The following is a 20827-nucleotide window of genomic DNA, read 5'->3' on the forward strand; positions in this document are numbered from 1 at the left end:
ACCAAGGGTCAAGTGCAGAGCGGATTTGCTGGTTGCATCAGCAAGCGGATTTGCCATCAAGCCTCCTTCCGGGACGCCCCGCCCCAGGTTGGTTCAACATCTGATGGCAGGTCTCCTGACTTGCGGGTCATCGCTTGGCCAACCTTCCCGATCCTATGGACCAGTGGTGATGTGGCGTCGCTTTCCGCTTACAGTTGCGGGGGCAGTTACGGCCTTGGCCCGAGGGCCGCACCGTATTCCCATTTTCATCCGTCGGGACAAGCCTTCGGGAACCATCCCGCTCAGCTAGTCTGGTGATCATAGACTTGTCAAGCGCGTGTTTGATCGGTTGAAAGGCGTGGCTGTCCATGCCAATCCGTACAGACGGTGTTCAGCCTGTCTACCGTTGATTTCGAACCCTCAATGCGCAGGCCAAGTCGCGGACGTGAACCACACGCGCGGGCTCAACAGGGGCTAGTAGTCTGCGACCAGCAGGAAATCGGGCGCGGTATCCTCGTCAATTGAGGCGAATCGAGGGATAGGATCCTCAAAAACGTTGTCTGTCCGGTCATCATTGACTGTCGAGACCTCGCCGATCAGACAATCCCCGCGTTCGGCCCAGAACGCATGCCATATACCTGGCATCAAGGTGACGCTTTGACCGGGTTTCAGGCGCAGATGTTCACCGGGTTTGATCGTGACCGGGCAGGCGTCGCTGGGCACCACCACCGGCGTATCACGGTCGATGCCGCCATCCGGGTCCGAGGCGTAAATCTCCATCACCAGATCACCACCGCCGCGATTGATTATATCCTCGGCCTTGATGATGTGGCGGTGCATCGGGGAAAGCTGCTTGTCCCGTGAAATCAGCAGCTTTTCTGCATAGAGCATCCCGCGCCCCTGATTCAGGTCGCTTACGTCGCCATTGCGCAGGGTGAACAGGAACAGACCCAGATCATCGAAATTGCCTTGCCCATAGTCGGTGATGTCCCATCCCAGACCGCGTGAGCGGACGCTTTCAGCCTTTGCACTGCGCATCTGATCGGGGGTCCAATCGGCAAAGGGCGGCAGAACAGCGCCGAAAGAGTGGATGAACTCGTGGGCCTCGGCCTTGATGCGGTTGACGTCGGATCGTTTCATTTTGGGTCCCTCTGAGGGGTTAAAGCTCGTGCGACCAGGGTGGGTTTGCCCCGGCACGCGATACGGTGACTGCGGCAACTTTGGCGCCCATGGCAAGCGCATCCCGCAACACATCAGGCGACAGGGCACGCAGGCTGGATTTCGAAAGCTGACCTGCGCTTTCCAGTGCAGCCAGCACACCGGCATTGAACGTGTCGCCCGCACCGACCGTATCCACAACCTGTACAGGCTTGACAGGTACGGAAACCTCGGAGCCGTTGGACAGATAGCCTGACGCACCTTCGCCACCGCGGGTCACAATGACAACCGAGGGTCCGGCCTGCAAAAGAAGCGGTACTTTTTCAGCGTGGCTTTCTGGGCCTGGGATGATCCAGTCCAGATCCTCGTCCGATACCTTTACGATATCCGATTGCCCAATCATGCGATTCAGACGGGTGCGGTATCGGGTCTGGTCCTGTATGAAACCGGGTCGGATGTTGGGATCCAGCATCACCGCCCGCTCAGCGCCATGCCGGTCCAGCATCGCAGCGTAAGCGTCGGCACAGGGCTCGCAGGCCAGGCTGATGCCGCCGAAATATAGCGCGGAAACGGCAGGCAAGTGATCCGGCAGATCTTCGGCCCGCAACATACGCCCGGCCGTGTTTTCATCGACGAACGTGTATGAGGCGTGACCGTCCTTGAGTTGAACAAATGCCAGCGTAGTCGGACGATCCGAAATGATCACATGTGTGCCGTCAACATGGCTGGCGCGAAGGTCATCGGCCAATTGTTGCCCGAACATGTCCGAGGACAGCCCGGTCAGCATTCCGACGGGTGCGCCCAGCCGACCCAACGCAATCGCAGTATTGAAAACCGCGCCGCCCGAATGCGGAACAAACCCATCCGTGCCGGATATGGTCGGTTCGGCAATCATGTCGATCAGGGCTTCACCGCAACACAGGATCATCCCATTTCCTCTTCTGCTTAGGCTCTGGCGGCGAGTCTACCGCTGGAGCGCATTTTTACAGAAGTTGTTAGCGCCAACAATGCCAAATTCGTCTTGTTCCGAGATATAGAGGTTCATGGTCTTCCGCAGGTCGCTGAAGCGACCGCCCGCGTTGAATGCCGCCTGAAAACTATCGCCGAACAGCCACCGGTTTTTTTCGGCAACGCCGCCAACCAGGAACACGCCGCCTGTTGGCATGACCGTAACGGCCATATCCCCCATCAGCGCGCCCAGATGGCTGGTGAACAGCTGTGCGGTTCGGACCGCGATTGGGTCACGCCCTACATGCGCGTCCTCAAGAATGTCCCGGGCGGTTCGGACCAGAGGCTGCGTCTGACCCGAAGCCAATCCTGTGGCCCGATAGAGGATCGGCAGACCGGTTCCGCTGAGAAACATCTCCGCCTCTAGTACCAGAGAGCCGTCGAAAAAACACTCAGGCGCCAGTTGGATGGCGGCGTCGAAGATATCCACCTCGTCGCGGGTGCGAGGTGACAGGCCAACATGACCGCCTTCGCCCGAAACGGTATGATAGTGCCCTTCGGAATACAGCAAGGCCCCGACGCCAAGACCCGTCCCGGGACCAACAACAAGACGCGTTCCTTTGGGCGGTGTCGCAGCCCCTTGCAGGACAGAGACATCCTTGTCGGTGACTTCGGCCACGGACCATGCTGCCGCAGTAAAGTCGTTGATCACATAAGTATGTGGCGCGCCGGTGGCTTTGGCCAACTCCGCCTCGGACAGGTCGAGATGGGCGTTGGTCAATCGGATACGACCCTCCCGCACGGGCCCGGCGCCAGCGGCGACGACGGCTTGGGGGGCGGTGCCGATGTTTTCCCGCAAGTCGTGCAGCGCATCCAGCAGATCGGGCAAGGTGCCGGTGGGATGCCGGTGCAGCGCGGTCAGTTGACCATCCGTCACAACGCCCAGACGGGTATTCGTTCCGCCAATATCTGCGACCAAGGTCCAATGTGCGTGAACCGCTCCTGTTGGTTGCGCCATGGGCAGGTTTGGTTTGTCGCTGTGTGTCAGCGCAGCCTGAAGGGCGTTAAACGAAGCCTTTGGCGTACGCTCAAGCGTTTCGAAATCCACGTCTACCAACCCAAACCGCTTTTCATAGCCAAAAGCCCATTCATAGTTATCCAGCAAGGACCAGATGAAGTACCCTTTTACCGGTACACCCTTTGTCAGTGCGTCCTGAACGGCAGACAGATGCTGGTTCAGGTAGTCGATCCTGTCGCTATCCTGTTGACGTTCGGCACTGGCCATGCCGTTTTCAGTGACATAGATCGGCAGGTCGCCTGTATAATCCTGTACCGTCCGGGTCAGAAACCGGGTCAGCGCGGCGGGTTCGATTTCCCATCCCATCTGCGTTTTGGGCAAGGGGCCGGGCACCTCGGCCAGACCGGGCCAAGCGGTATCCGCCGGGGCAATCAGCTTGCGGGTATAGTAGTTCAGACCACACCAGTCGACAGGTGCCCCGATCGTGTCGAAATCGTCATGCCATCCTTGGGGCAGGTGGGGTTCCAAGCCTTGCAGCACGTTATCGGGATAGGCCTTTTTGAACACCCCGCCCAAAAAGAAACGATTGTAAATTCCGTCGTATAGAGCTGCGGCTTGGCGCGCTTCGGGGCTTTCATCTGCGGGCTCGGCCCATTCCAGATTGAACACGGCACCCAGATTGGACAGTCCCAACCCGCGCAGGGCCTGAATGGCGCTGCCATGAGCCAGCAAGACGTGATGCATGGCGCGGGCTGCGGCTCGGATATCGCGCAGCCCGGGCGCATGATGACCCTCGAAATGGCTGAGCCAACTGACACACCAGGGCTCATTGATCGGGGCGACAGAGTACATCCTGTCCCCGATCCGGCCCATGATGACCTCGGCGAAATCGGCGAACCAGCCTGCGATATCGCGATTGCGCCAGCCTCCCAGATCTGACAATGCCGACGGCAGTTCCCAATGGTAGAGAGTCGCACAGGGGCGAATGCCCCGCTCTAGCAGAGCGTCGGCCAAACGGTCATAGTAGTCCAGGCCCGCTTGGTTGACCGACCCACGCCCTTCGGGCAAAACACGCGCCCAACTGGTTGAAAAGCGATAGCAGTCGAACCCTGCCTCACGCACCAGATCGAAATCCTGTTCGAACCGATGCAGGTGATCACAGGCCAGATCACCATTTTCACCACGGACCACATTCCCCGGCGAAGCCGCAAATGTATCCCAGTGTGTCTGGCCCGCGCCACCCTGCGCATGGCCTTCGATCTGATAGGCTGAGGTCGCGACACCAAATAGAAAGTCCTTGGGAAAGTCGCAGCGGGTATATTTCATGGCTATAACCTGTTGGGCGCAGGGCCGGTTGATCTGCCAACTACCAGTTCCGCCTCCAGCAATCTAGTTTTGACAGAGTCGGCAGGGGATTTGATCCGTTCGATCAACATCTCGGCAGCCATCTCGCCTGCATCCCGCACCGATGAGCGTGTGGCGGTAAAGATTGGCACATCCTGTCCGTTTTTGAGATAAGACAGGTCATCGTCATGGGCGATGACCGACACATCTCGCCCCATTTGCAGACCGGCTTCCTCCAACGCTCGGCGGACGCCTATTGCCGTGATCATTGAAGACGTCAGAATGGCAGTTGGCGGGTTGGGCAACCGCAACATTTCACGGGTTTCATGATGGCCGTAAACTTCGGTCATTTCGGCGCTGCGCATCAGGGCCGGATCGGGCTGCCTTTTTGCCTGCTGTAGGGCTACCAGATAACCGGCACGGCGCCGTTGGGCGAAATCCATATCCTCAAGCCCGTTGATCAAAGCAATTCGATGGTGGCCCAGATCGATCAGAAACTGAGTGGCTCGTTGAAACGAGCTTTTGTTGTTTACATCGATCCAGTCATATTCGACATCAACCCCGGTTGAGCGCCCGTGAACGATAAACGGCACCGCCATCCGGGTCAGAACTTCAATCCGGGGTTCGTTGACCTTGGGGCCTTGCAGCACCACGCCATCGACCGCGCCGCGCTGGAACAAACTGCGATACGCCTCTTCTATCGACGTATCGTCGGCACTTGTGAACATCAGGTCATAACCATGTTCAGCATATGTCTTGACGGCACCTGCGACGAAATCACCAAAAATCGGGTTGACCATCTCATGTCGGGAGGAGCTTGGAATCACGTGGCCGATCACCATGGATCTGCCTGTTGCCAGCCCTTTGGCACGGCTGTTTGGCCGATACCCGTGCTTGGCGGCGGCGGCCTCGACGCGCAGGCGCGTTTCGGCATTCACTTCCGGGTAGCCGTTCAATGCCCGACTGACCGTGGTCTGCGAAAGGCCGAGGAGTTCTGACAGCTGCTTTAAGTTCATGTCGTTTCAAACCGCCTACAAATCCGGGCTAATTACGTTTTGTTGTGAAACACGGTGTCCGTCAACCCGATTTGGGTATGAGGGCTAATAAAAATTGGCAATACTTGGTGATTCAGTCATTGACAGAGAGTGGATGTTAGCGGATAAACTTTCGATTCAAAGCGCTTTGAAAATTGAGTCTCAGTAGCGCATTTGGATTTTGGGAGGAGAACTTATGAAACACGCGCTTTTCGCAGGTGCGGCCACGTTTGCCTTGGTGGCGGGAACGGTCCATGCACAGGGTGAGTTGATCCACCCGGTCGGCGAGGGCAGTTTTGACTGGGATGGGTTTCAAGCCTTCGCAGACGCCCATGATCTCAGCGGTCAGGACCTGACAATCTTCGGCCCATGGCTTGCGGGTGAAGGGCAGTCATTCGAAAATTTGGTTGCCTATTTTGATCAGGCGACTGGAGCGAACTCAAGCTATGTCGGGTCGGATTCGCTGGAGCAGCAAATTCTGATTGATGCCGCTGCCGGATCGGCTCCGAATCTGACTGTTTTTCCACAACCCGGCCTTGCGGCGAATATGGCCAGGAATGGCTACCTGACGCCGCTGGCCGAAGGGTCAGCGGACTGGATCAAGGACAACTTTGCAGCTGGTCAGTCTTGGGTCGATCTTGGCACGTTTGAAGACGCGGATGGCGCCAGTAATTTCTATGGGTTCTTCTTCAACGTGAACGTAAAGTCTCTGGTCTGGTACAGCCCCGAGAATTTCGAAGACTTCGGCTATGAAGTGCCTGCAACCATGGAAGAGTTCAAGGCGTTGATGGACCAGATGGTCGATGACGGTGAAACACCGCTTTGCGTGGGCCTCGCGTCGGGTGGCGCAACCGGTTGGCCCGCGACAGATTGGGTCGAGGACCTGATGCTGCGCACGCAACCACCTGAGGTCTACGACCAGTGGGTCTCAAACGAAATGAAGTTCGATGATCCTCGTGTGATCGCGGCCATCGAAGAATATGGCAGCTTTACCCGCAATAACGACTATGTGGTCGGTAACGCCGATGACACCGCTGCAATTGACTTTCGCGACAGTCCAAAGGGTCTGTTCGATAGCCCGCCGGCCTGCATGATGCATCGTCAGGCCTCGTTCATCCCGGCCTATTTCCCTGATGGGACCGAGTTGGGTGTGGACGCGGATTTCTTCTATTTCCCGGCCTACGCCGAGAAAGATCTCGGAACCCCGGTTTTGGGGGCAGGCACGCTGTTCACCATCACAAATGCAAGCCCGGCAACCGAGGTGTTCATGGAGTTCCTCAAGACCCCGTTTGCGCATGAGATCATGATGTCTCAGGATGGGTTCCTGACGCCGCATCTGGGGGCAAACCCCGAGAATTACGCCAACAACACCCAAAGGGGGCAGGGCGAGATTCTGACCAACGCGACCACCTTCCGCTTTGATGGCTCTGACCTGATGCCGGGCGCGGTAGGCGCAGGAACATTCTGGACCGGTATGGTCGACTATTCCTCGGGTGCGAAAGATGCCGCCACCGTAGCGGGCGAAATCCAGTCCTCTTGGGATGCCGCGAAGTAACAGATGTCATGGGGCGGCCCTTTGGCTGCCCCGTTTCCAAACCGGCGAGGGTTATCATGACACCGGCACTTCAGGGCCTGCTGACCATCATCATCGGTGTGTCGGGTTGTGTGGGCTACTTCTACCTCTCGAACAAATTTCTGGACAATGTCCTGTTCCCGCCGCGCGGGCCGAACGCGGGGCGCAACATCAACCGCGCGAACATGATCCGGCCTTGGCTGTTTCTGTTTCCCGCTATGGCGGCACTTGGCCTGTATCTGGCCTATCCGGTGGTTGAGACATTGCGCCTGTCGCTCACGGAACGCGTGCCCGGCGGCGGGTACAGATGGGTTGGCCTGAGCAATTACACCCAGATGGCGGCCGAGCCAAAGTTCTGGGAGGCCATGCGCAACAACATGTTCTGGCTGATCGTGGTGCCTGCAATGTCCACCGCCTTTGGCCTGCTGGTCGCACAGCTGACCGATCGCATCCGCTGGGGCAATTTTGCCAAATCGCTGATCTTCATGCCGATGGCGATCTCATTTGTCGGCGCCTCGGTGATCTGGAAGCTGGTATACGACGCGCGCCCGGCGGAACAGGACCAGATCGGCATCCTGAACGCTTTGTATATTTTCTTTGGCGGGACCGAACCGCAGACATGGCTGACCGTTCCCTTCTGGAACAGCTTTTTCCTGATGATCGTTCTGGTCTGGATTCAGACCGGGTTTGCGATGGTGATCCTGTCAGCTGCCTTGCGTGGCATCCCAGAAGAAACCGTCGAGGCCGCCATTCTGGACGGCGCCAACCCGTTCCAGATTTTCTTTCGGATCAAGGTGCCGCAGATCAAGACCACAATCCTGGTCGTCTGGACGACAATCACGATTACGGTCCTCAAGGTCTTTGACATCGTGTTCGCCATGACCAACGGCCAATGGGAAACACAGGTTCTGGCCAATTACATGTATGACAAGCTGTTCCGCGCCAACGACTGGGGGGTGGGTTCGGCCTCGGCCATGGTGATCATGTTGCTGGTCACTCCGATCCTGATCTGGAACGTGCGCAACGCGCGCAAGGAGATGGAGTAGACCATGAACGATATTGCAGGAACCAAACCAGCGCTGCGCTGGGTCGTCCATGCCTCGGTCGTGTTTCTGGTGGTGCTTTGGATCATTCCGACCCTCGGCCTTCTGATCTCATCCTTTCGGACAGCGGACCAGATTTCCGGCAGTGGCTGGTGGCGATCGGTTTTTCCGTCCGAGCAGAATCTGACTTTGCGCACCGCAGCGCCCGAAACCCAGATCCAAGAGAATGGCATATACGTGATCGAGGGGCAGCTTTTTGGGGATGACGAACAGGTGGCGATCTCCAACTGGGGTATCAGCGCGCGGGATGTGGACGCCTTTGCACCCGGAGATACAGCCGAGCTGCGCCGGGGTGGCACGATCACCGTCGACGCGGATGGCAATTACAGGATGGAGAATACCGAGGAGTTCACCGGCAATCGCGGCCCGCGCGTGTTTGTCACCGCCAAACTGCCTGCGGAATTCACATTCGAAAACTACAACACAGTTCTGCTCAGCAACAGCGGCGACGACAATATGGCAAAGGCGTTCTTCAACACGCTGACCGTTACGATTCCGGCGACGATCATTCCCATTCTTGTTGCAGCATTTGCCGCCTATGCGCTGGCGTGGATGGAGTTCCCGGGCCGGGCATTGCTGATCGCGGCAGTGGTGGGCCTGTTGGTGGTTCCGCTGCAACTGGCCCTTATTCCGTTGTTGAAATTCCACCTGAACATTGGCATCGGCAAGGGATATCTTGGCGTCTGGCTGGCACATACCGGGTTTGGAATGCCTCTGGCGATCTACCTGTTGCGCAACTACATGGCTGGTCTGCCTCGGGACCTGATAGAAAACGCCCGCGTCGACGGCGCAACCGAGTTCCAGATTTTCACCAAGCTGATCCTGCCGCTCAGTTTTCCGGCGCTGGCCTCTTTCGCGATCTTCCAGTTCCTGTGGACCTGGAACGATCTTCTGGTGGCAAAGGTTTTCCTGATTGATGCCACCGGCCAGACCACTGTGATGACAAACCGCATTGTCGAGCTGTTGGGTACCCGAGGCGGCAATTGGGAAATCCTCGCGACTGCTGCGTTTGTGTCGATTTTCGTACCGCTGGTGGTGTTCTTCGCAATGCAGAAATACCTGGTCCGAGGCCTGCTGGCCGGATCCGTAAAATAGAGGCGCCTGATGAACGTGCAAAACACCGTAGACCTTTCCAACTCAACCAAAGCGTCGTCAGACTGGTGGCGGGGAGGCGTGATCTACCAAATCTATCCGCGCAGCTTTCAGGACAGCAATGGCGACGGAATTGGCGATCTGAAGGGGATCACGCAAAGGTTGGACTATATCGCGTCACTGGGTGTCGATGCGATCTGGATTTCGCCTTTCTTCAAGTCGCCGATGAAGGATTTCGGCTATGACGTGAGCGACTACCGCGACGTCGACCCGATGTTCGGCACGCTGCAGGATTTCCAGGATCTGCTGGATCAGGCCCATGCCAAAGGTCTGAAAGTAATGATCGATCTGGTGCTGTCTCATACGTCCGATCAGCACCCGTGGTTCACCCAAAGCCGTTCCAGCCGCGAAAACCCGAAATCCGACTGGTATGTCTGGGCCGACCCCAAACCCGATGGAACGCCGCCCAACAACTGGCTTTCGATCTTTGGTGGGTCGGCATGGCAATGGGACCCGCGTCGCCTGCAATACTACCTGCACAACTTCCTGACCTCGCAGCCGGACCTGAATTTCCACAGCGAACAGGTGCAGGACGCGTTGCTGGATGTGGCCCGGTTCTGGCTTGAGATGGGGGTCGATGGCTTCCGTCTGGACACGATCAACTTCTATTTCCACGATGCGCAATTGCGGGACAACCCGGCGCTTCCGATGGATGAACGCAACGCCTCGATTGCCCCTGCGGTCAACCCGTATAACCACCAGAACCACCTGTACTCCAAAAGCCAGCCCGAGAATATCACGTTTCTGGAACGTTTGCGGGCACTGACAGACGAATACGAAGGCCGCGCCTGCCTGGGCGAGGTCGGCGATGCGCAACGCGGGCTTGAGATCATGGGCGAATACACCTCGGGCGATAAGCGGATGCATATGTGTTACGCCTTCGAATTCCTGGAAAAGCGAGCGCTGACAGCGTCTTATGCGAAACAGGTTTTCGACCAGCTTCAGGCCAAAGCCGGAGATGCCTGGCCCTGCTGGGCGTTTTCGAACCATGATGTGCAGCGTCACGCCTCGCGTTGGGGTCTGGGCGACGCGGCAACACGCCAGCACGCGGTTCTCATGATGTGCCTGCGCGGCTCGGCCTGCCTGTATCAGGGCGAAGAACTTGGGTTGAACGAGGCCGATGTGCCGTTCGAGCGCCTGCAGGACCCCTATGGCATCGAATTCTGGCCAGAGTTCAAGGGCCGCGACGGGTGCCGCACCCCGATGGTCTGGACGGCGCAGGACGAGCAATCAGGATTCAGCACGGGCGAGCCGTGGCTGCCCGTCAGTGCGGCGCAATCGGAACGGGCCGTGGATCGGTTGGAAGCCGATGACCAATCGATGCTGCATCACTACCGGCGCGCAATTGCGTTGCGCCACATTCACCCGGCGTTGGCTTCGGGTGCTCAATCGCAGATGGTTCAGACGGGTCCGGTGCTGACCTTCCACCGCGAAAACGCCTCGGAAGAGGTATTCTGTGCTTTCAATCTGGGAACGGAACCCGGGCAAACCTGCCTGCCCGAAGGCAACTGGCGGATCATCGGGCAAGATTTGGGCGGCGTGGACGGTGCGGGCAGCGTGACCCTGCAACCCGCGCAATTCTGTCTGATGGCCAGAGACAAGGGGTAAACCATGGCGGAACTTAATCTCACGGATGTGGCAAAATCCTATGGTCCGGTCGATGTTCTAAAGCACATCGATCTGGACATCGAAAAGGGCGAGCTGATCGTTTTTGTCGGCCCCTCCGGCTGCGGTAAATCCACTTTGCTGCGTATGATTGCCGGGCTGGAGAAGATCACCGGCGGCACGCTGGAGATAGAAGGGCAGGTCATGAACGACGTGCCGCCTGCACAGCGTGGCATTGCCATGGTATTCCAGTCCTACGCGCTGTACCCGCACATGACGGTACGCGAGAACATGGCCTTTGCGCTCAAGATTGCCAAGATGCCAAATGCAGAGATTGATGCCGCTGTTGAACGCGCCGCGCAGATACTGCAATTGGACCCCTACCTTGATCGCCTGCCCAAGGCTTTGTCTGGCGGTCAGCGCCAGCGCGTTGCCATCGGGCGCGCGATTGTGCGGGACCCCAAGGTCTATCTGTTTGACGAACCTCTTTCAAACCTGGACGCTGCGCTGCGTGTCGCCACCCGGATCGAGATCGCGCGCCTGAAAGAAGCGATGCCTGACAGCACCATGATCTACGTGACCCATGATCAGGTCGAGGCAATGACATTGGCCAGCCGGATCGTCGTTTTGGCCAACAAGGGGATCGCACAGGTCGGTACGCCTCTGGAACTTTACGAGACGCCGGACAATGAATTCGTCGCGCAATTCATTGGCTCACCTTCCATGAACCTGCTGCCCGGTAAGATCACAGGCACCGGAGAGACAACAACCGTAGCGCTGGATGCGGGCGGTGTTGCAACCTCGACTATTCAGACCAGCGCAGAAGATGACGGCAAGACTGTAAATATCGGAGTTCGACCAGAAGACTTTTCGTTGACTGACAGCGATGCGATCCTGAGCGGCGAGGTCGATTTCACAGAAGCCCTGGGCGAGGTCACACTGCTGTATTTTGCCAAGTCAAACGGAGTCGATCAGGCAATTGCCAAGCTGCCGGGGGTGCAGCGGGACTTGCGTGGCCAGACGGTCTCGGTCACCGCAGCACCGGACAAAGTGCATCTGTTTCACAATGGTCTGTCCATGCGGAAGTGACCTTGCGGGCGCCGTCTCACGGCGCTTGACAAGTGAGGCTATCGTATTTCACCTTAATTGAAACGTTTCAATGGTGAGAAATGCGAGTTTCCGCGCAGCTGTATACCGTTCGAAAATGCGGTGATCTTGGTGATCAACTGCGACTGGTTGCCCAATGCGGTTTTGAAGATGTGGAAACAACCGGTCTGCACGACCTGACCGGGCGGGATATGGCACAGATCATCGAGCAGTCTGGCCTGCGGTTGCGCTCGGCCCATTTTGACTGGGAAGAGTTCGAGGATCGTTTTGCCGAAATTCAGGTTCTTTTGAAACGATTGGAATGCCCGGTCGCCGTCATGCCTTGGCTCGCGCCAGAGGCGCGGCCCGACACCGACGAGGGATGGAATGCGGTGTCGGGCCAGTTATCGGACTGGGCGGAACGCCTGTCTCAGTTTGGTATCAGGCTGGCGTATCACAACCATGAATTTGATCTTGCCGGGTACCCCACGCAGATGCCGCTGGACAGAATCCTTGCAACGGGAAATGTCTATTGGCAACCCGACATCGGCTGGCTGGTGGCTGCAGGGCTGGACCCGGCAGAGCTGATTGAACGTCACGCCGACCGTATTGTTTCGGTCCACGCCAAGGATGTGGATCCCACACAACATGGTGATGCGCGATGGCGGGATCTGGGGCAGGGCGTTATTGATTGGGATGCGGTTTGGACCGCATTGCAGAAAACTGCGTGCGCGGACCTGTTCGTGGAACATGACGAGTCGCCGACCCCCCAAACCACCCTGCAAACAGGCAGAAGTTTTCTGGCTGAGTTGATGGCGGAAACTGTCTGATGGCCCGCGCGACGATCAAATCGATTGCACAGCAGACGGGATACTCTGTCGGCACTGTCTCGAACGCCTTGCGCGGGGAAGCAACCGTCAAACGCGAAACACGCGAGGAAATTCAGAAAGTTGCTTCGGAACTCGGATATCGGGTGAACCTTGCCGGGCTGAAACTACGCACCAACAAATCCTACCGCATCGCTGTTCTGGTTGGTGTTTCCACCGAAGCCACTGATGAGTGGGAAGGTGTGGAATTCACCCGCATCCTTGCGGGTATTTCCACCGCCCTGCAAGGCTCGCGCTATGAGCTCAGCGTATGCAGCGTGGCCGGTATGGAAGAAGCAATGGCCGCGTTGCATGCGATAGTGCAGGAACGCTCGGCCGATGGAGTGATCTTTTCCGGCACGCGGCACAACGATCCGCGCATCGCCTATTTGCTGGATCAAGATTTTCCTTTTGTCACCTATGGCATGAGCGATAGCGCGCGGCCTCATCCGTTTGTCGATTTTGACAGCGAAGCCGCCGCCCGGGATGCTACCGAGCGGTTGTTGCAGCTGGGGCATCGTCGCATCGCGCTGGTCGATCCGCCGGGCAATTTGATCTATGCCGGGCAGCGCAGGCAAGGCTATACTGACGCGCTGGCGGCGGCGGGCGTGCCGATGCGATCAGAGATGGTGTATAACGGCCCGACAACGGCCCAGACCGGACAGCAGGCCTTTCGGGAACTGATGCGGTATCAGGACCGGCCGACGGCCATCATCTGCGCCAACGAAGCGATGACGTTGGGCGTCCTGTCTGCTGCTGCCGGGGCCGGCGTTCGGGTAGGTCGCGATGTTGCGGTCATCTCTACCGATGATCTGCAACTCAGCCGGTACTTTGTGCCTGCGCCCAGCGCCTACTATGTGCCGATCGACAAAACCAGTCGGTTACTGGGCGCATTCATGTTGAAGTCTTTGGACGGGGCCGACCCTTCCGGAATCCAAAAGAAGATCAGGGCCAAGCTTATCGAGCGGCAACCTGACACACCTCCGCCAGAGCTGGCGAACTGAATTGATCCAACACAGGAGAAACCGAAAATGCTCAAACATATGATTGCCGCAGCGGCTCTTGCCGCGATGACAGCGCCCATCGCCTTTGCCGCCGATCTGGAGGGCCGTGTGCTCAAGATCGGGACGGATGCGACGTACCCGCCAATGGAGACCGTGGATGAAACAACCGGCGAGATCGTGGGTTTTGATGTCGATGTCATGAACGCCATCTGCGCGCGGGTGAACTGCGTACCCAACTTCGTCAACACCGCATGGGATGGCATCTTTGCGGCACTTCAGCAGGGCGAGTTCGATCTTGTGATCTCCGGCGTCTCCATCACGCCAGAACGCGAAGAGACGATGGATTTCTCAGAGCCCTACATCGTGGTCAGTCAAGCTATCCTGCTACAGGTCGACAATGCGGATACGACCTTGGAGGATTTCAAGGCCGGAGGCCTGAAATTGGCAGCACAGACCGGCACCACCAATGCGCAACTGGCCGAAGAGATCGTGGGCCGCGAAAATGTCAGCCTCTACGACAATTTCTCAGCCGCCATTCTGGCGCTGCAAAATGCGGATGTGCAGGGTGTGATCATTGATGGAACCTCGGCATCCGCCTATGAACAAGAGTTCGCGGGCGAACTGACTGTCGGCATCACCGGCCTGCAATCCGACCCTCTGGGTATTGTGTTTCAGGAAGGTGATCCAACGGTTGATGCAATCAACACAGGGCTTGCCGCCATTCAGGAAGACGGCACGTTGGACAAGCTAAAAGCGCAGTACTGGGGCACCAACTGATCCCTTGAGACCCGATCAACCCCGGCGAACCCAATCGCCGGGGTTTTGACTTAGCGGAGAACCCCATGTCGCGCCTCAGTTCGATCCGCCCGAGCAACCTCGTGTTGCTCGCCGCCGCGCCTTTCATTATTTACCTGTTTGCCACATCGTCCAAGTATCTGCGATCTCTGGTCGCAATTCTGGGGATCGGCAACAACGCTGGGTCGATCTTCGTTGGGTTTGCACTGATCCTGACAACGGCAATCCTGGGCTATCTTTGCGCACGGCACACGCGGTTCGCGACCGAGGCACCAGCGTGGCTGCGCCGCGCGGCATTGACCGCGGTCCCCGCCTCGGTCGGTCTGTCGATCCTCGCCTTTGTTGCGCCGCAGGTTCTGATGCCATTCGCTGAATCCGTGTTTTTTCACGCGCTGAGCGAAAACACCTCGACCCTCATCGACCGGTCCAATCAGACCTGGGTTCTATACCCCGAGGTGACTGTGCAGGTGCAAACCGGTTTGCAGGTGCTATTGGCCCTTTACGCGGTGACGCTTGCCCTGTGTGCGGTCTCTGGTCGTCTCAGCGGCCCGATGCGCGGCTACGTGCAGCTTGGTTTCGAAATCCTGACCGGAGCCGTTTTGTTCTATCTGTTGTTCATGGCGCATTGGCAGTTCGCCACCGGAGTCGCCATCACGTTCCGCGCTGCAATCTTTGCCTATATCTTTGCGGCCATCCTCGGCCTGATCTGGGTGGGGTTGCAATCGTTCAAACCCAAGGCCCGCACCACAATGATCTACGGAGCGGTTAGTTTGTCCCTTCTGAGCGTATCCTCGTTTTTCTTCATGCAGCCACAGGTGAACTATGTCCTCGTCGGCAGCACCGAGGCCCGCATCGCCATCATTCGGGGCACTCCGCAGGCGCAGGCCGATATCATCCGGTTTGGTGAATTCGAAGGGGGCGGCGAGCAGCAATACCGCATTCGCAGCGCGACGAATGCCGCCAGCGCACTTGAGCAGATCGAAACCATCGACAGCGTTTCTGGCGCGTTTGTCCCAATCGCGGCGCACACACAGGGTTATCCGGTTCTTTGGCAAACCAATTTTTTGCCGGACAGGTTCCGCAATCCAGCGCTGGCTTTCGCCGTGCTCGGCTTTTTGCTGCTGACACTCACAATCGGCGGGGCGCAGCACAAGCTGCACCCGCTTGCGGTGGGCGCCGAGTTCTTTGTGGACACGATCCGAGGCATTCCGATGCTGGTGATCATCCTTTACATCGGATTGCCCTTGGCCGGGGCGGTCAAGGACGCCACCGGCGGCGGCATCGACATGACCAACATGACACGTGGGATCATAGCCATCTCGGTAGGGTATTCCGCCTATATGGCCGAGATTTTCCGGTCTGGCATCGAGGCCATACCCAAGGGTCAGTTGGAGGCTGGCAGCTCTCTGGGTCTGTCCCGCTGGCAGACAGCGCGGCTGATCGTTTTGCCTCAGGCGCTTCGGATCGTGACGCCGCCCTTGGGCAACGAATTCATCGCAATGATCAAAGATACCTCGCTGCTGTCGATCCTGTCGGTGCGCGATATGACCCAACGGATGCGCGAGTTTCAGGCCGCCAGCTTCCTGCCGTTTGCGCCGTTCAACACGGCGGCAATCCTTTATGTCGTGATCACGCTGGGCTGTGCAAGCTTCCTGAAATGGATCGAACGTCGGACCGCAAAGGACGCCAGATGAGCCGGCTTGAACTGGGGGTTTGCTACTACCCTGAACAATGGGACCCGGCCCTTTGGCGCGATGATGCCGCACGTATGGTCGAGATGGGCCTGGATTGGGTGCGCATCGCGGAATTCACCTGGGGTTTGATCGAACCGCGACGCGGCCAGTTCGAATGGGATTGGCTGGATGAGGTGATCGGCATACTCGGCGAAGCCGGGTTGCGCATTATGATGTGCACCCCAACGGCCGCGCCGCCAAAATGGCTGATCGACGCATACCCCGAGATTTTGCCTGTTGGCGGGGATGGGCGCGTGCGCGGCTTCGGGTCCCGAAGACATTACTGCTTTTCAAGCGATATCTATCTGAACGAAGCGCGCCGGATCGCCACCGAATATGCATTGCGATACGGTCAGAACCCATATGTCCGCGCGTGGCAGATCGACAATGAATACAATGACCATGACACTGTACTGAGTTATTCCATGGCCGCCCGGGATGGGTTTCGCCGCTGGGTGCGGGACCGCTATGGGTCCATTGAAACCCTGAACCAGACATGGGGCACAGTGTTCTGGGGTGCGCAATATTCCGACTTTGACCAAATCGAGCTGCCTTACGCGCTGGTCGCTCAGCCCAACCCAAGCCATGCCTTGGATTTCATGCGCTATTCGTCGGATCGGGTCCGGCTATTCAACAAGACGCAGGTGGATGTTCTGCGCGCGCATTCACCCGGGCGGGACATCACCCATAACTTCATGGCTGGCAGCTTCGAATTTGATCACCACGCCGTCGCCAGCGATCTCGATATTGTTGGGTTCGACAGCTACCCACTTGGAAACCTGTTGGCCTCACCTCTGTCAGACACAGACAAGCATCGCTATCTGCGCACAGGCGCGCCGGACTATCAGGGGTTTCATTGCGACCTCTATCGTAGTCAGGGCAGGGGGCGGATGTGGGTTTTGGAACAGCAGCCCGGGCCGGTCGATTGGGCTGAAAAGAACCCATCGCCCTCTGATGGCATGATACGGCTCTGGACTTGGGCGGCTTATGCGCATGGGGCGCAAGCGGTGATGTTTTTTCGCTGGCGGCAGGCAAAATTTGCGCAAGAGCAGTTTCACACCGCGCTGCTGCATTCGGATGGCAGCCCGGATCAGGCGGCGATTGAGCTGGCGCAGGTGGTCGAGGACAGGGCCGCTTTGCCCGAGGCGACCCAGGACAAGAAGGCCCGCGTTGCAATCTTGCTGGACTATGCATCGATCTGGGCGGCGGAATCTCTGCCGAATGACGACGCCTTTCCAAATGCACAGATCTTTAGGGACTGGTACTCTGCCTTGCGTGGGTTGGGCATGGGATTGGATTTCGTGGGCCCCGAAGATGACATGGACGGCTATGGCCTGATTGTCCTGCCACAAAGCATGATCGTATCGACGGCACTGGCAAAAAAACTCGAAACATCATCAGCCAAACTGCTGTTTGGGGCGCGGTCAGGAAGCATGACACCTGACATGCATAGCCCGGACACCCTTGCGCCAGGTGTTTTGGCTGCGCTGACAGGAGTTCGGGTGCTGCGTGTCGAAACCTTGCCGGACCTCGCTGACGAAGCCGTACAATTGGGTGACGCACCTCCTTTGAGTTTCACCGGCTGGCGCGAGATTGTTGAAACCGATGCTGAGGTGCGTGGTCATTTTGTAAGCAGATACCAGAACGGCAGTCCTGCCGTGATCCGATCGGACCGAGCCACCTATCTGGCCATGACACCCAGTGGTCCCTTGCTGTATGCGATCCTGCGGGACGTGTTGGAATGGGCTGGTCTCGCGCCTTGTGAAACGGATCGGGATTTGCGGATCACCCAGCGCGGAAACCTGCGCTTTGCTTTCAATTTTGGGGATCGATCTTTGCCGTTGCCTCGGCGTGGCGATGGTCGACTGTTGCTTGGATCCGATCCTGTGGCCGCGTGCGACATCGCCGTTTGGGAAGATGAAGAGATCGATGCTTGACGCGTCTCGGACATTGTCTTGGACTCAAGAATTTTACAAACTGTCACTATTGGGCTGACGACGGGACGCAGAAAGTCGTATCAATGCGTCACGTTAGAACAAAACGCTTACCAACATCGGGAGAAAATTGATGAAACATTCAAAGACACTGTCCAGACGCTCGGTGCTCAAAAGCGCGGGCGCGGCGGCACTGGCGGCACCGCTCTACAGCAAAAGCGCGCTGGCTTCGTCGGGGGAAATCAACATTCTGATGTGGTCGGACTACCTGCCCCCCAGCTTCATCGAGGAATTCGAAACCCTGACGGGTATCAAGGTGAATTACACAGGGATCGGTTCGAACGAAGAAATCATCAACAAGATGAAGGCCACCAAAGGCCAGGGGTTTGACATCGTGTCGCCCACCAACAACCGGTCGCTTCAGTGGGAGCCACTGGAACTGTTGCAGCCGTTTGACATGAACAAGGTGCCAATCGAACTGGTGAATCCTGCGATGGCGAAGATTGGAACGGATGCATGGAACTTTGGCGACAGCGGCTCGCACTGGCTGCCGCATATCTGGGGCACTGAAGGTATTGCCTATCGTACCGACCTGTGGCTGCCGGATGGCGACGCGCCGTCCTATGGCGACGTCTGGTCCGAGGCAAACGCAGGAAAGACCATGGGTCGCGCGCATTCCATGATGCTGGGCGCAGGCCTCTATATGGAACGCGCCGGCGAGATGGAACCCGGATCGGTCTGGGCGGCTTACGGCGATGAAGAGACCATGCGCAAAGTCTGGGGACAAATCACCGATTGGTGCGTTGCGCGCAAGGATCGCATCAAACTGATCTGGAACGACGCCGACACGCAGAAAAACGGCCTTCTGAATGAAGGCGTGATCGTTGGTCAGACTTGGGACGGCCCGCCGCTGGCTCTGAAATCGGCGGGTGAGCCGGTCCACTATCAGGCTCCGGTCGAAGGTGCGATGGCCTGGGTTGACGGTATCTCGATGCCGACCGGCGCGCAGAATATCGATCAGGTCTATGCCTTCATCGACTTTGCCTATCAGGCGAAACCGGCCGGTGTCGCGATTGACAGCCACGGCTACAATTCTCCGGTTCTGGGTGCGGATCAGTATTCAGGTGACACGTACAAGAAGAACTTTGCCGAGGCCTATCCGGGCGACTCGCTGGCCAACCTCAACCCGTGGCCGGCCGAAGCGCCTTGGTATGCCGAAACACGGACCGAGTTCGTCAACAAGTTCAAAAGCGCCTGATCACGGCGCAACGTGGTCCCTCGCATCCGTGCGGGGGACCGAGCCCTGAGCGTCCTCGTGACACGTCAGGTCCTTTCAGGGTGCATCAGTCGTGGCACCAGACGGAGATATCTAACATGAGTGCAGGGGTCGGGGTAGATCTGGAAAACCTGTGGATCCGTTTCGGCGATTTTGTCGCCGTGCGCGATGCCAATGTGAACATCAACGGGGGTGATTTCTTTTCGTTCCTTGGCCCCTCGGGCTGCGGCAAAACCACCATTCTACGGGCCGTGTCGGGATTTCTGGAACCCAGCGAAGGCAATGTTCTGATTGGCGGCAAAGACATGCGTGGGATCGGGCCCAACAAACGCCCGACCGCTCTGATCTTTCAGAATCTGGCTTTGTTTCCGCTGATGAAAGTGTGGGAAAACATCACCTTTTCGATGGAGATCAAGGGGGCATCCGCCGCTCAGCGCCGCAAGCGGGCCGACGAGTTGCTGGATATGATCGCCCTGCCGGGGCAGGGTGACAAACTTCCCAGCGAGCTTTCTGGCGGTCAGCGTCAGCGGGTGGCCATTGCCCGCGCATTGTGTGCCGAGCCTGATGTGTTGCTGCTGGATGAACCTTTGTCGGCCCTGGATCTGAAGCTGCGGCAGCATATGCGGACCGAACTGCGCGAGATTCAGCAGCGTGTCGGCATCACCTTTATCTATATCACGCACGATCAGGGCGAAGCGCTGACCATGTCGGACAATATCGCTGTGATGCGCGCGGGTGTAATCGACCAGATTGCCGATGGCAAAACCATCTACAACGATCCAAACACGGCGTTTGCGGCGTCATTTGTCGGCGAAAACAATGTGTTCCGCGGCAAAGTTAAACAAGTCATGGGCAATGAGGCTTTGATCGCGACCAACCGTTCGGGTGCGCTTGTCGCGCGTATTTCCTCGGCCAATCAGGGCAAGATGAAAGAGGGTGATGATGCGATGATGTTCATTCGCCCCGAAGCTTTTGCCATCGCGCCCGAGGGCAGCACCGGAGATCACTTCGTCACGGCCCGGGTAAAGCATGAAGAGTTTGAGGGCAATGTCTTCAACATCTTCACCGAAGGCGATGGCGGCAAAGAGATCAAAGTGTCTTTGCCCAACGTTGGCCAGTCTTTCGAGGACCATACTGGCCAGAACATCACGCTGGAATACGAGACCCGCAACGCGGTTCTGGTGCCGGCGGGCGAACTGGCCGCAGAGTAGGGGGTTGA

At 57.9% G+C, this 20827-nt stretch carries 16 protein-coding genes, 1 pseudogene and 1 riboswitch; of the genes and pseudogenes, 12 read left to right on the forward strand and 5 right to left on the reverse strand.

Features of this window, described 5'->3' with window-relative positions; genetic code table 11:
- Positions 1 to 88: 88 nt before the first annotated feature.
- Positions 89 to 290, reverse strand: a riboswitch (cobalamin riboswitch).
- A 163-nt stretch (positions 291 to 453) separates the two neighbouring features.
- From ACR0L4_RS08400 to ACR0L4_RS08420, 5 genes and pseudogenes are all read right to left on the reverse strand, one after another.
- Complete coding sequence (locus ACR0L4_RS08400; protein ID WP_480512098.1) at positions 454 to 1119, reverse strand: D-lyxose/D-mannose family sugar isomerase; 666 nt, start codon at positions 1117 to 1119, stop codon at positions 454 to 456.
- Positions 1120 to 1138: 19 nt separating this feature from the next.
- A complete protein-coding gene (locus ACR0L4_RS08405) occupies positions 1139 to 2065 on the reverse strand; it encodes a carbohydrate kinase family protein (protein ID WP_480512100.1) in 927 nt (308 codons plus the stop codon).
- 36 nt (positions 2066 to 2101) lie between these two features.
- Complete coding sequence (locus ACR0L4_RS08410) at positions 2102 to 3103, reverse strand: glucokinase (RefSeq protein WP_480512351.1); 1002 nt, start codon at positions 3101 to 3103, stop codon at positions 2102 to 2104.
- Positions 3104 to 3124: 21 nt separating this feature from the next.
- A pseudogene (locus tag ACR0L4_RS08415) lies at positions 3125 to 4429 on the reverse strand (GH1 family beta-glucosidase); the annotation flags it as partial.
- A 2-nt stretch (positions 4430 to 4431) separates the two neighbouring features.
- A complete protein-coding gene (locus tag ACR0L4_RS08420; RefSeq protein ID WP_170749407.1) occupies positions 4432 to 5463 on the reverse strand; it encodes a substrate-binding domain-containing protein in 1032 nt (343 codons plus the stop codon).
- Positions 5464 to 5677: 214 nt separating this feature from the next.
- On the opposite strand from ACR0L4_RS08420, the gene ACR0L4_RS08425 reads away from it, so the two are divergent.
- The 12 genes from ACR0L4_RS08425 to ACR0L4_RS08480 all read left to right on the forward strand — a co-directional run bounded on the left by ACR0L4_RS08425 (position 5678) and on the right by ACR0L4_RS08480 (position 20819).
- Positions 5678 to 7036, forward strand: a complete 1359-nt coding sequence (locus ACR0L4_RS08425) for an ABC transporter substrate-binding protein (protein ID WP_480512102.1) — start codon at positions 5678 to 5680, stop codon at positions 7034 to 7036.
- Positions 7037 to 7092: 56 nt separating this feature from the next.
- Complete coding sequence (locus ACR0L4_RS08430; RefSeq protein WP_170749405.1) at positions 7093 to 8100, forward strand: carbohydrate ABC transporter permease; 1008 nt, start codon at positions 7093 to 7095, stop codon at positions 8098 to 8100.
- A gap of 3 nt (positions 8101 to 8103) precedes the next feature.
- Entirely contained in the window at positions 8104 to 9252 is a 1149-nt protein-coding gene (locus tag ACR0L4_RS08435) for a carbohydrate ABC transporter permease (protein WP_480512105.1), read from the forward strand.
- A 9-nt stretch (positions 9253 to 9261) separates the two neighbouring features.
- A complete protein-coding gene (locus ACR0L4_RS08440; RefSeq protein WP_480512107.1) occupies positions 9262 to 10917 on the forward strand; it encodes an alpha-amylase family glycosyl hydrolase in 1656 nt (551 codons plus the stop codon).
- A 3-nt stretch (positions 10918 to 10920) separates the two neighbouring features.
- Positions 10921 to 12003 carry an ABC transporter ATP-binding protein gene (locus ACR0L4_RS08445; RefSeq protein ID WP_480512109.1) on the forward strand — a complete coding sequence of 361 codons (1083 nt, stop codon included), beginning with the start codon at positions 10921 to 10923 and terminating at the stop codon, positions 12001 to 12003.
- 80 nt (positions 12004 to 12083) lie between these two features.
- On the forward strand, positions 12084 to 12830 hold the full coding sequence (locus tag ACR0L4_RS08450; protein ID WP_480512111.1) for a sugar phosphate isomerase/epimerase family protein: 747 nt from the start codon (positions 12084 to 12086) through the stop codon (positions 12828 to 12830).
- Entirely contained in the window at positions 12830 to 13870 is a 1041-nt protein-coding gene (locus ACR0L4_RS08455; RefSeq protein WP_480512113.1) for a LacI family DNA-binding transcriptional regulator, read from the forward strand. The genes ACR0L4_RS08450 and ACR0L4_RS08455 overlap by 1 nt, the downstream gene beginning before the upstream one ends.
- 27 nt (positions 13871 to 13897) lie before the next feature.
- Positions 13898 to 14647 (forward strand): basic amino acid ABC transporter substrate-binding protein, encoded by a 750-nt coding sequence (locus ACR0L4_RS08460; RefSeq protein ID WP_170749399.1) that lies wholly within the window; start codon positions 13898 to 13900, stop codon positions 14645 to 14647.
- Between the two features lie 65 nt (positions 14648 to 14712).
- A complete protein-coding gene (locus ACR0L4_RS08465; protein ID WP_480512115.1) occupies positions 14713 to 16359 on the forward strand; it encodes an amino acid ABC transporter permease in 1647 nt (548 codons plus the stop codon).
- Positions 16356 to 18335, forward strand: a complete 1980-nt coding sequence (locus ACR0L4_RS08470; protein WP_480512117.1) for a beta-galactosidase — start codon at positions 16356 to 16358, stop codon at positions 18333 to 18335. The genes ACR0L4_RS08465 and ACR0L4_RS08470 overlap by 4 nt, the downstream gene beginning before the upstream one ends.
- A 130-nt stretch (positions 18336 to 18465) precedes the next feature.
- Positions 18466 to 19590, forward strand: coding sequence for an extracellular solute-binding protein (locus tag ACR0L4_RS08475; RefSeq protein WP_480512118.1), 1125 nt, complete (start codon positions 18466 to 18468; stop codon positions 19588 to 19590).
- Between the two features lie 116 nt (positions 19591 to 19706).
- Positions 19707 to 20819 carry an ABC transporter ATP-binding protein gene (locus ACR0L4_RS08480; RefSeq protein WP_480512120.1) on the forward strand — a complete coding sequence of 371 codons (1113 nt, stop codon included), beginning with the start codon at positions 19707 to 19709 and terminating at the stop codon, positions 20817 to 20819.
- The last annotated feature ends 8 nt before the right edge of the window (positions 20820 to 20827 follow it).

The sequence above is a fragment of the Ruegeria sp. AB5 genome (assembly GCF_056542645.1).